The sequence below is a fragment of the Cohnella herbarum genome (genome assembly GCF_012849095.1).
Taxonomy (GTDB): Bacteria; Bacillota; Bacilli; order Paenibacillales; family Paenibacillaceae; genus Cohnella; species Cohnella herbarum.
The window spans coordinates 1803172-1815483 of record NZ_CP051680.1 but is presented as its reverse complement, the minus strand read 5'-3'; the positions used below and the strand labels follow the sequence as shown (position 1 = coordinate 1815483).

The 12312-nt window shown below is 51.1% G+C and carries 10 protein-coding genes and 1 riboswitch; of the genes, 8 read left to right on the top strand and 2 right to left on the bottom strand.

What is annotated here, in order from left to right; translation table 11 throughout:
* Positions 1-16 precede the first annotated feature (16 nt).
* Together HH215_RS07985 and HH215_RS07980 are read left to right on the top strand one after the other, a co-directional pair.
* A complete protein-coding gene (locus HH215_RS07985; protein ID WP_254450409.1) occupies positions 17-880 on the top strand; it encodes a fumarylacetoacetate hydrolase family protein in 864 nt (287 codons plus the stop codon).
* A gap of 40 nt (positions 881-920) precedes the next feature.
* Positions 921-2675 (top strand): methyl-accepting chemotaxis protein, encoded by a 1755-nt coding sequence (locus tag HH215_RS07980; RefSeq protein ID WP_169279415.1) that lies wholly within the window; start codon positions 921-923, stop codon positions 2673-2675.
* Positions 2676-2775: 100 nt separating this feature from the next.
* Here the strand turns inward: HH215_RS07980 and HH215_RS07975 are convergent, their stop codons facing one another.
* Positions 2776-3939 carry an AI-2E family transporter gene (locus HH215_RS07975; protein WP_169279414.1) on the bottom strand — a complete coding sequence of 388 codons (1164 nt, stop codon included), beginning with the start codon at positions 3937-3939 and terminating at the stop codon, positions 2776-2778.
* Between the two features lie 121 nt (positions 3940-4060).
* Positions 4061-4200, top strand: a riboswitch (cyclic di-AMP (ydaO/yuaA leader).
* A gap of 193 nt (positions 4201-4393) precedes the next feature.
* On the opposite strand from HH215_RS07975, the gene HH215_RS07970 reads away from it, so the two are divergent.
* The 3 genes from HH215_RS07970 to HH215_RS07960 all read left to right on the top strand — a co-directional run bounded on the left by HH215_RS07970 (position 4394) and on the right by HH215_RS07960 (position 7600).
* Positions 4394-5578, top strand: a complete 1185-nt coding sequence (locus HH215_RS07970; RefSeq protein ID WP_169279413.1) for a KamA family radical SAM protein — start codon at positions 4394-4396, stop codon at positions 5576-5578.
* Between the two features lie 112 nt (positions 5579-5690).
* On the top strand, positions 5691-5921 hold the full coding sequence (locus tag HH215_RS07965; protein ID WP_169279412.1) for a DUF6199 family natural product biosynthesis protein: 231 nt from the start codon (positions 5691-5693) through the stop codon (positions 5919-5921).
* 188 nt (positions 5922-6109) lie between these two features.
* Positions 6110-7600, top strand: coding sequence for a PQQ-binding-like beta-propeller repeat protein (locus HH215_RS07960; protein WP_169279411.1), 1491 nt, complete (start codon positions 6110-6112; stop codon positions 7598-7600).
* A 39-nt stretch (positions 7601-7639) separates the two neighbouring features.
* Here HH215_RS07960 and HH215_RS07955 read toward each other — a convergent pair whose 3' ends face one another.
* Positions 7640-8806 (bottom strand): hypothetical protein, encoded by a 1167-nt coding sequence (locus tag HH215_RS07955; protein WP_169279410.1) that lies wholly within the window; start codon positions 8804-8806, stop codon positions 7640-7642.
* Between the two features lie 157 nt (positions 8807-8963).
* Between HH215_RS07955 and HH215_RS07950 the strand changes: the two genes are divergently transcribed.
* From HH215_RS07950 to HH215_RS07940, 3 genes are all read left to right on the top strand, one after another.
* Entirely contained in the window at positions 8964-9869 is a 906-nt protein-coding gene (locus HH215_RS07950; RefSeq protein WP_169284287.1) for a VanW family protein, read from the top strand.
* A gap of 70 nt (positions 9870-9939) precedes the next feature.
* Positions 9940-11604: a GAF domain-containing sensor histidine kinase gene (locus tag HH215_RS07945; RefSeq protein WP_169279409.1), complete on the top strand. Its 1665-nt coding sequence runs from the start codon at positions 9940-9942 to the stop codon at positions 11602-11604.
* Complete coding sequence (locus HH215_RS07940) at positions 11601-12260, top strand: response regulator (protein ID WP_169279408.1); 660 nt, start codon at positions 11601-11603, stop codon at positions 12258-12260. Before HH215_RS07945 ends, HH215_RS07940 begins: the two co-directional genes overlap by 4 nt.
* Positions 12261-12312 lie beyond the last annotated feature (52 nt).

Sequence of the window (12312 nt, the reverse complement as noted above, 5' to 3'; positions counted from 1 at the left end):
GGAAAGGAAGATCAAGGTGAGACTGGTACAATTTACGAAACGTTCGGAACCGGGCGGCGAATTGAGGCTGGGCGTATGGAGAGAAGACGGGCGGATCGCGGCCGCGACGGAGGCGCCGTCGATGCTGGCTTGGATCGAGAAATGCGAGAACGGCGACTTTGCCGCGTCTAACGCGGCATTGGCAGAATCCGCTACGGAGCTCTATGCGTTCGAGGACGTGAGACTCGAAGCCCCTCTTCTTAATCCGCAGAAGCTGATTTTCGTCGGATTGAATTATTACGATCACGCGGCCGAATCGAACATGGCGGTACCCCAAGTGCCGGTTCTGTTTCCGAAATACGCGAACTCGATCATCGGTCCCGAGGACGACGTCATCATTCCGAAGGAAGTTACCCAATGCGATTACGAGGTCGAGCTGGCCGTGGTCATCGGAAAGACAGCGAAGCGCGTATCTCCCGAAGACGCTATGGACTACGTCTTCGGTTACACGGTGATCAATGACGTCAGCGCCAGGGATATTCAGTTGTCCGAAGGGCAGTGGACCCGCGGCAAGGCGATCGATACCTTCGCGCCGATAGGACCTTGCATCGTGACGAAAGATGCGATTGTCGATCCCGGCGAGCTTGATCTATCGCTGATTCTTAATGGAAAGACGATGCAAAACGCCAATACGCGGGATCTGATCTTCGATATTCCGTATCTGATTTCATTTCTCTCCCGCACGATGACGCTCGTGCCCGGGGATATCATCAGCACGGGGACGCCGCCGGGCGTCGGACTCGGCCACAAGCCGCCGGTATGGCTGGAAGACGGGGACGTGACGGAAGCATACGTGCAAGGAATCGGCACTTTACGCAACCGTTACGTAAGGGAGTCTTGACGTCGAATCCGCAAGCTTAAGCGACAGGGGGGATGGAGAATTGACCGGATTTCGTTTCAGAATCGGCTATAAAATATCGATCGGTTATATCGTGCTGCTGATCTTTCTGGCCGCGTCGCTGTTCATCGTCTCCGGCACGATTAAGTCGCTACAGGGAGAGCTCGATTCCATCGTCAACCGGGATCTGAAAATTCACGAAACGACGCATACGCTCGACAAATACGCATCGACGATGGAATCGGCTTTATATCGCGCGATCATGACCGGCCAAAAGGCGGATCTTGACCTCTACGAGGGGGAGAAAGCGAAGTGGAAGCAGGGATACGAGACGCTGAAGGAGCTGTTCAACGGAAATGCCGAACAAACGAGCCGACTGGTTGGCGTTCTGGGAGCAATGGATCGCTGGTTCGCGGTTTCCGACAAAGCTTCGGCGACGCTGTCCTACGACAAAGATGCCGCAAAGGCCGTTCAATACTTCGCGGACGATCCCGGCAAGAAGGCGATGACCGGCATGAAGGAACAGCTCTCCCGGCTGCGGCAATCCGAGAAGTACGTAACGGAAAAACGCATCTCCAGCCTGATCGACACCAATGACGGCTTGCGATCGTTGTTATATGCCATGGCGGCCGTGCTCGCTGTTCTGACGATCGCTTTCTCCTGGATCGTTTCCCGCAACATTACCCGGAATTTGAAGCGAGTGACGTCCGCTATCGCCGATATTGCCCGATCGGGCGGAGACTTGACCCGGCGCATTCAAGTGAAGGCGACGGATGAAACTTGGGAGTTGGGGCAAGAGACGAATAAGCTGCTAGCCTCCATGCAGACGATGATGCGTCAGATTCAGGAACAGGCGGCACGCTTGTCCGCCGTCTCCAGACGAATCGGCGAAGGCTCAGCGGGCACGGTCGAGATTAACGGCCAAGTGAGCGAAGCCGTTCGCAGGGTTGCGGTCGGGGCAGAAAATCAGGTCGCACAGACGGAGGAAATATCCGCGATCATGCAGGAGAACCTGGGCGGCCTGGATTTGGTCGCCAAGGGGACGCGGCAGGCGGCGGAACTGGCCAAGACGACGCAGGCGGCCGCGGACAGCGGCAGTCGCAATTTGGACAAGACGCAAGAAGAAGTCGCGAAGATCGACCGGGCGTTCACGAATATCCAGCAAAGCGTTACCCAACTGTCGGAGCAGTCGAGCCAAATTCTCGGCATCGTCGGGTATATGAGCGATATTTCCACGAAGACCAATCTGCTCTCGCTCAACGCGACGATCGAAGCGGCGCGCGCGGGCGAATACGGGCGGGGATTCGGGGTCGTCGCCGCCGAAATCCGCAAGCTGGCCGATCAAACGGCGCAATCCGCCGGCAGCATCGAATCGACGCTCAAGCGGATGAACCAGGACGTCGAGACGATCGTCGAGCTGATCGCCGACAGCTCTAAAACCGTCTATGAAGGAACGTCGGCCATTCGCGAAGCGGAGTCGAACATCAGGCAGATCGTCGATAATGTCGACGATCTGACTTCCCAAGTGATCGAAGCGGCTTCTTCCATAGGCCAGATCGCGGCGGGCAGCGGCAGCGTTGTCCGTTCGGCCGAAGAGATCAGCCGCGTGACGGAGGAAACATCTGCTTTCACCGAGCAGATGTCGGCTATGGTGCAGGAACAGACCGCCGTATTGAATGAGTTCGCCCAAACGTCGCAGCAGCTTCTGGAGGTGTCGGATTCGCTGAAAGCGGCGGTCGGCCACTTTAAGGTAGACGGGGAAAGCGCTAAGGATCCAACGTCGCCAGCGAAGCATTGATGCCGAGCGTTACCGAACATTATCCGTCGTTACCCTTACTTAAAAAAAGGGCATCTCGCAAGCCATTAGCCTGGCTAGCGAGATGCCCTTTTTATTCCGTTCACTCGGAAGCTTTCGGCTCCTCGACTTCGGGCGGTTCATATAGCCCAGTCCGCGCCTTGAACCATCGGAACAAGTGAGTGGCGATGACCTTAATGATCGCATAACCGGGAACCGCGAGAATAATGCCGATGATACCGAACAAATTCCCAGCGGCGATGATTACGAATATGATGGTGATCGGATGAACGTGCATCGTCTTTCCCATAATTTGCGGAGAGATGAATTTTCCTTCGATAAGCTGGACGATCGTCCAGACGATGACCATTTTCAACAACATGAACGGCGAAGTCATCATCGCCACGATCAGGGCTGGGGTAATGGCGATGACCGGTCCTAAATAAGGGACGATACTCGTGCAAGCGGCAATGACCGCAAGAACGAGCGAATAGTCCAAGCCGATAATCAGATAACCGATGTAGAGCAGAACGCCGATGCACAAGCTAACGACGATCTGTCCGCGTATGTAAGAGCTGATCTGTTGGTTCATCTCGAGCATAACGCCGAACGAACGCTGACGTAAGGAAGTCGGCAGAAAGCTGAGCACGAATGGAGACAGTTTCTTGCGGTCCTTCAATAGATAGAACAGTATGAACGGCACGGTGATGATGGCAAGCACAGTTTCCGTAATGCGGCCGACAAGATTCCCGATCCCGGACCATGCATTGTTCAACACCTCGGAGGCGCGACCCGAGAAATCGTTCACCAGCTTGCTGGAATCGATGCCGAGCGTATCCTGCAATTCGTTGAAGTATTCGTTCCCGATCAATTCCTCGAACTTCAGCTTCGCGTCCTGGCTATAATTCGGGAACTGTACGATCAAGCTCGTGATTTGCTCGCTTAGCAACGGAACGACCTTCATGACGACGAGCGTTAGGATGGTAATAATGACAAGGTACAAGACGATAATGGAATACACTCGTTTAATTTTACGAAGCTCGAGGTAATCCACGATCGGGTTAAGCAAGTAATAAGCGACTCCGGTCAGAAGAAAAGGAAGGAAGACCGTCTCGAAGATGACGATAAACGGATGAAATACGTACGAGATTTTGTCGAGTACGAGTATATTCAGGCTGATTAACAGTACGACGACAAGGAACAGGATTACTTTTTGGTTCATCAGCATCCATTTGATGCGATCAGACCATTTCCGCGCAGGTTGCATATGTGCCTTCCTCCTCTAATACTTCTTATTTTAATCGACTTTAGACCCTAAGAACAACTTGGCTTGGATCGGATATTCCCGAGGTTTACCACGTATTGACATCTCTTGGAGAATCCTCTATAGTAACCCTAAGCTTAGTTTCCGGCATTAGGCCGGAGAGCGGGGGAACCAGTTTTCTGGGGCGAATCATTCTACGCGAATGTAGGGAACCATCTATCCCGAGTCCGTCAGCTAACCTCGTCAGCTTTGGATGGGTCGGATTGTCGTGCGCAGATAAACTGCTCATTCTTTTGACCCGAACAAGGGTCTTTTTTGTTTTCTTTAGGCCCGGTATGCAGAAGGGATGGTCTTCTGGCATCGGGTCTATTTATTTTGAAACGAAGGGGGGATAGCAGGGGCTTGGAATGGATTCGTTCTCGAATTCGACCGAATATACCTTGAGGAGGAATATGCAATGCCGCAACCCAAGTATATTACCGATATCGGAAAAATCACTCACATCCCCGAGCAACAACGTGAGCAATTAAAATCGATCACCGATAAATTCGTCTTTCGCGTGAATGAGTACTATTTGAAACTGATCGATTGGAACGATCCGGACGACCCCATCCGCAAGCTCGTCATTCCCAATGAAGGGGAACTGCTGGAGTACGGAAGATGGGATGCCTCGGATGAAGACACTAACTACGTTGTGAAGGGCTGTCAACATAAGTACAGTTCGACCGCGCTGCTCATCGTCTCCGAAGTGTGCGGGGCGTATTGCCGATATTGTTTCCGCAAACGGTTGTTCCGCAACGACGTCAAGGAAGCGACCTCGGATATCGAGCCGGGACTGCAGTATATCGCGGAGCACCCGGAGATCAGCAACGTCCTCCTGACCGGAGGGGATAGCTTGATTCTTGCCACCTCTAAACTGCGCGCAATTTTGCATAGATTAAGGGAAATCGAACACGTTCAGATTATACGGCTAGGCTCCAAAATTCCGGTGTTCAACCCTATGCGTATCTATGAGGACGAGCTATTGCTCGAAGCTATACGCGAGTTCTCCAGCGCGAACAAGAGAATCTACGTCATGGCCCATATTAACCATCCAAGAGAGATTACGCCCGAAGCCGTTCGCGGGTTTCAAGCTTTACATGATGCAGGCGCGATCGTCGTGAACCAGACCCCGATTCTGAAAGGAATCAACGATGACGCGCAAGTGCTTGGCGAGCTTCTGGATAGATTGTCGTGGGCGGGAGTAACTCCTTATTATTTCTTCATTAACCGTCCAGTCGCGGGTAACGTAGACTTCGTGCTTCCGCTTGCCGAAGTATACGATCTCGTAGAGAAGGCTAAAGCCCGGACGTCCGGGTTGGGGAAAAGAGTGCGACTGTCGATGAGCCATACCTCGGGTAAAATCGAAATTCTGGCCATCGAGAACGGAAAAGCTTATTTGAAATACCACCAATCCCGCGACGGGCATTACGGTCGCTTCATGATCTTGGATTGCCCGGACGATGCCGCGTGGTTCGACGATCTGCCCGGCAGCGAGCAATACTGGAGCAAGCCTAACAAGAAGACGGATGCGGTCGTCTCGGTGAATGAGATGCCGGAACATCCTCAGCTTAGGGCTAATAAAATGATTATGGTTAAATAGGTACGAATAGACAGACCGTTTCGTTAGCCAAGTTAAGGCTTTCGGGACGGTCTTATCTATCCGGGTACGTACGTATTATCTACAAACATGTTAATGGGGGGGGGAAATGGGAGTGCCGCCGGAAGTGAATGCTTTTTCTTGGATTTTTTTCATATTCATGTGTTTATGGACCGGAATTGCATTGTTTGCAACGATAAATCCTTATTACTTCTGGAAGTTAGCTCAAAGCTGGAAAGCTTTAAGAGAACCGCCAAGGGCCTATTTTGTTTTTCAAAGGATCATTTCAGGGGTGTTTGCGCTTATTGGCTTATCGATTTTGTTGCTGCCGCATTTACTGCGCTAGTTGTTATAACGCAGTTTCTAGTATTTTTGTTGTAGTAAGATCCGTATTCGTTTAAGACTAGACGAAATCCCGGATCAAGTCGCTCATTATGACAAATATTCCCTTAATACTCGCCGACCGTTTGACATGCTTCTCGGAGTCTAGTAGGTACACTCTATTTATCCTAGGTTTTGGAGGAATAAATAGAGATGTCCCGAGGAAAAAAGACTTTCATCCTAGCACTATTAATCGTTTGTATGTACCAGGGAATCGCGCAAGCCGAAAGTCGTTACTCCTCGCAATGGAATAAGAAGCCTACAATCTCGCAAGCGTTTCCCGCCGTTTATACCGAAGTCGAGGGGATTTTGACCTTTCGAGGGAATAAGGAGAGAAGCGCTCCTTCCTTCGGCACGACGGAGATGAAGCGATTTAGCCCGAAGATCGTCTGGGAGAAAAAAACCAAGTCGAGCTCTTGGGGAGGCGGAGCGGGTTGGACGGGTCAGCCGGCCATCGTGAAATGGACTCCGGAAGTATTGCGCACGATGAACGTCAAAGAGAAGTTTCTCTCGCAACCTGATTTTACCGAAGTGATCTACGCGTCTCTCGACGGGTATGTCTATTTCATGGAGTTGAAGACCGGCGAGGAGACGCGCAGTCCAATCAAGATCGGCAATCCGATCAAAGGCAGCGTGTCGGTGGACGCAAGAGGTTACCCGCTCCTCTATGTCGGGGAGGGCATTCCCGAGAACGGCACGATCGGATTTAATCTGTTCAGCTTAACCGATCAGAAGAGATTGCTGCGCGTAAACGGCAAAGACCCGTTCGCCTACCGCACATGGGGAGCGTTCGATAGCTCGGCGATGTTCAATCGGCTGGACGATACACTTATCGTCGGCGGCGAGAACGGACTGGTCTACCATCTGAAGCTGAATACCGTTTTCGATCCGGCGAAAAAGAAAATATCCATCGATCCGATAATCAATAAATACAGATACAAGATTTCAGGCAATAATCATCAAGGTATCGAAAATTCGATCGCCATTCACGATAACCTGGCATATTTCGCGGATAATGGCGGCAGCGTGCAAGCGCTGAACTTAAATACTTACGAATCGGAATGGTCGCTTCCTCCCATCGATGACACCGATGCTACGATCGTGCTTGAAACGGAGAAGGGCATTCCTTATCTCTATACCGGTACCGAAGTGGACAAGCAAGGAAGGAAAGGAAATTCCTACCTCAGGAAGATCAACGGTTTAACGGGAGAGACGGTCTGGCAGAGCAAATACGCGAGTTTCTCGGTGCTCGGCGATCATCCGATTAACGGCGGATTACTGGCGACGCCCGTATTGGGGAAAAAGGAAATTTCCAACCTCGTGATCTTCACGATCGCCCGGTACGGGACGTTCAGCGGAGGATTAATGGTGGCTTTGGACAAGGCTACGGGGTTAGAGAAATGGAAGCTGCCGATGGCGAATTACGCCTGGTCTTCACCGGTGGACGTATACGATAAATCGGGGAAAGCGTATCTGATTCAAGCGGATTCCATCGGCAATATTTCCGTCATCTCAGCCAGCAACGGCAAAGTCGTCGGAAAATTAAGTATCGGTACGAACATCGAGTCATCGCCTGCCGTCTTCAACGATTATGCCGTCGTTGCTTCTCGCGGGGGCAAAATATACGGAATCAAGCTGGAGTAAGCAACGCACGGGTTCACACGGAGATTAGTCTAAAAAAGCTTATTTCTTGGATTTAGCGATTACGTCAACAATGCGCCATGGCTGCTGCGGAGTTTCCCGTTTGAATTGAAACGTATAGGTAGTTGCGCGATCCGAATGACCTTTGACGTGGAATTTGATCGGGAGTTTCATTTCCGCGACTAAGTCGGTTTCGGAGAATTTCGGGGTTATGCGTTTTTTGCCGGTCGGTAGATCAATGCGAATGGACTCGAGGGTATCTATCTTTGCGATGAAATACGACAATCGATCGCTTTCCACGTCTTGTGCAATAAGGGTTAGCATGTCCTTATCCTTCTGGTACATCGCTTCCACGAAGCTTTCCGCCAACAGATCCGGGGCAGCCGATTCGACGTACCGCTTAAGCTCGCCCGCAGCCTTATGCACCATCAATTGATGCGCGGGATCGGGAGTTTTGGATTTGTGCGAAGTACTGTCTTGGAAGTGGACGCAGAAGTGGCCCGAGAAGCCGTTATCGGGGATGCCGTCTCCGCCGTGAGGCATACCGTTCATCGAGGCCGCAATCCGTATTCGTCCGGTTTGAACAAGGACCGCTTTGCGCTTCCAGCTCCATTTTCCATCGTATATTTGCTTCATGATTTTCGAATCTTCTTTCGATATCGGCTGGACGTCCGCATGGCTGCTTCCCGCCCGTCGCTGTACGCGAAAAGTAAGTCCCGATTCCAATTCCGTTATAGAGAAGATGCTCTTGCGGCCGACGATTCGTTCTGCTTCCTCCCAGCTCATTAATTTGCCGTAATGGGATTGACGCACAATCTCGCCGTAATGCAATAGCGAACTCGTCACCTCGGAGGGAAGAACAAGCAACTGCGAGCTCGCGGTTTCCCACAATCGGCCGGAACGATCCAAACGATAGTGAGTCGTCTGATGACCGTTCGTGAATTGAACTTCGATATCCGCGAACAAGGAAGCCTCCTCGGTGGCTTCTTTTTTGGCTTTTATTATGCTTTTGATTATTTTCGCATTAACGATATCCAGCTTGCTGTACATCAAGGCATTGGAACTGGAACGAACGGTCATCGTCAATTCGGAGGCAGGGGCAGGGGGATTAGCGGCAGCTAAAGCTGACGATCGATATGCCTGCATCGGAAGTAATAAGCAGATCGCAATTGCAATAAAAGCAAACTTCCCACGAGTAAAATAGGACATTGATTTCCCTCCGATTCCTTTTTTTTATTTTCCGCATCGCGTCAAATAATTATGTAAGGGTGTGGGGGATAGTAGGAAGGCATGTGCCAAATCAAGCTTAGGAATCGATGTCGTATTGGGGGACTAAGAATTGGGATTTCATTGGCTCTTAGGAGTGATGATGCTCGTAGGTCAAACAGCTCTTCCGGATAGCGCAATCGTGGTCGATCATGATCAAACCGTTGCCAGCATTAAGCGATCGGATTACACGCTTCCTTATTTAGGGCTGCCCGTAGTGAACGAAAACAAGCTTGACAAGCTTATTGACGATGTCAGCAAACGCGTATATCGCGCTCCTGTCAACGCCGGTCTCGACGACGGGGGAAGGATCGTACCCGAACAAGCGGGAAGCGAATTGAATCGTTTTGCCTTCATGGATCGGGTGTACGGCTATATCGTCGAAGGCAAATCTTTACGGATTGAAGCACCGTTACGAAAGCTGCATCCTAAGGTAGATACCGAACTTCTGACTTCCATTCGGGAGAAACAGATCGGCGTCTATACGACTTATTTTAATTCAAACAACAAAAATCGTTCGCACAATATCAAACTCGCCGCCAAAGCCATCAACAATCATTACGTGTTTCCAGGGGAAACCTTCTCGTTTAATAAAGTCGTCGGGGAACGTTCCGCGAGCAAAGGTTACCAACGCGCTAAAGTAATCGTTAGAGGCGAAGTCGCGGAAGGGATCGGAGGCGGGATCTGTCAAATTTCCTCGACGCTGTTCAATGCTGCGGATCGCGCGGGGATGCAGATCGTTCAACGCTATTCGCATAGCAGAAGGGTTCCATACGTCCCGCCCGGACGCGATGCAACGGTGAGTTGGTACGGCCCTGATTTCTCCTTTCAGAATAATTACAGCTATCCCATTCTGATCCGGGCCGTCGTGTACGGAGGACAGGTGAGCATCATCCTGTATTCCGCCGACGAAGTGAACGAGAAGCCGCGGGAAGTTCCGAGAGCGTCAAAACGGTTGCCCGAAGAAGTGCCGGCCGACCAGAATGTTCAACGGATCATGCCATAACTCATTGTGTCTTAGGGGGCGAAAGCAGTAAAATAGTTAAATCCGGCTACAAAGGGGAGGAGATGAACGCATGCCGAGGGAGATTCGCACGAATGAGCTGTTAGCCCTTAAGGAAATCGCGGAGCTTCTCAACACGACGAATGAAATGAACGAGATGTTGAACGACGTGTTGCAAAAGCTTATGGAGGTAACCGCCTTTACGACGGGATGGATCTTCCTGACGTACGATCATCCCGGTAATCCATGCGCGGCATGGCATCGACTCCCTCCCGCGTTAACGGCAGGCAACTACTCGTTGATGTGCGGCGAAGATTGCTCCTGTATCATTCGATACAAACAAAACGGATTGGATCGGGCTACGAATATTATCGAATGCAAACGAATTTCATACGCGATTGCCAATGGGGTTGGGGATACGGAAGGCATTACGCATCATGCGACCGTTCCGTTAAACGCCGGAAGCGAGAGTTTTGGCTTGCTTAACGTCGCAATGCCGGGTAAGGTACGCTACTCGGAAGACGAGCTCGCCTTATTGCAAGCCGTTGCTTTGCAGATCGGGATGGCGATCAAGAGAATTCGGCTCTATCAAGCGCAAGAGAGGAACGCTGCGCTCTATGCGAAGCTGGGCGACGTCATTCAACGGATTAATTCCATTCCGGATCTTAATCAATTGCAAGTCAAAGCCGTACATATTATCGGGAATGCATTCGATTGGGCGCATGTTTCCTTGTTCGTTCATAGGAATCAGGAACTGTCGTTGCGAGCTCAATACAAGGAAAACAGGGTGGACGAGAAGTGGCAGGCGCTGTCCCATGACGAGTCCGGTTTAGTCAGCAAAGCTTTCCGCCATAATCGTCTTATTATCGAATCTCATTCCGGGAAAGAGTGTCCGTCAACGCTCTCCGAAGTCGGCGTGCCCCATTACGTGTCCGCAGCCGCGATCCCTCTTCGCGCAAGAGGTCGTCCGTTCGGCGTGCTGTTGATCAGCAGCCCGAATCATGAACAATTCGACGAGATGCACGAAGATTTCATGTATTCGCTAGGCGATCATCTTACGTTAAGCATCGAAAATCTGCGAATTTACGAACAGAGAAGCGAGCTTGCGTTGCTTGAGGAGAGAAACCGGATGGCTCGGGATCTACATGATTCGGTCATTCAGAAGGTATTTTCTCTATCGTTCATGGCCAAGGGCGCCGAAGCCGTGTTAGGCGGCGATTCCCCTATCGTTAAGCAATCGTTGCAGGAGATCGGTCAGCTCTCGCAAGAGGTGCTCAAGGAAATGAGAGAGCTGATCTGGCAACTTCGGCCGGCCGGATTGGAGAACGGTTTATTGCCGGCGTTGAAGCAATACGGGCAAACTCTGGATTTAACGGTATACGAACAGGCGGAAGGCATTATGGAGTTACCCCGGGCGATCGAGGAAGCGTTGTGGCGAATCGGCCAAGAAGCGCTTAACAACGTGAAGAAGCATGCGGGAACGAACGTCGCTTATATCCGATTGACCAAATCGGAAACGGGCACCAGCTTGGAAATCACGGACAAGGGAACCGGGTTTTCCAACGAGAAGAAGAAAGGCAAGCTGACGATGGGCATGATGTCGATGCGGGAAAGGGCGGAAGCTCTCGGAGGCGAGATTACGATTTCAAGCGGTAAAGGGCAAGCTTCCACGGTCAAAGTGACGATCCCGGTTCATGTCGTGGAGGAGAAATGCTCGGAGGAGAAGGAGCAACTTTGAAGATTAGATTATTGTTAGCGGACGATCATCAGCTCGTACTGAAAGGAATCTCGTTTTTTCTTGGTTTGCAGCCGGATTTCGAGATCGTCGGAGAAGCGCATAATGGTAAAGAAGCGGTCGAGCTTGCCGCGGAATTACAGCCTGACATAGTGCTTATGGATTTGAATATGCCAGTCATGGACGGGATTGAAGCAAGTCGTTTAATCTCCGAGCAACACCCGAACGTTAAAGTTCTCGTATTGACGAGCTTCTCGGATCGCAGCCACATCGTGCCTGCTTTGCAGACGGGAGCGATCGGTTATATGTTGAAGGAAGTTGAGCCGGATCAACTGGTCGAGGCGATTCGAAGCGCTTATAAAGGCAATATCCAGCTGCACCCGGAAATCTCTAACGCGATCTTATCGCAACTATCGCCGATTGCTCACGAGCCTAAGAAGTTACCGGGGAAAGAAGCGATCAACTCGCTGACTCCAAGAGAGATAGAGGTATTGGAGCAATTGACCAAAGGATTAAGCAATAAGGAAATCGCGCAAGCGCTTGTCGTCGCCGAGAAAACGGTGAAAACGCACGTGAGCAGTATTTTGAGCAAATTGAATTTATCCGATCGAACGCAAGCCGCGTTGTTCGCGGTTCAAGTATTCCATTCTAACGGTTAAATACCCAGAGCTAACGGTGAACGATAAACGGGATTGAAGCACGGACAAGCTT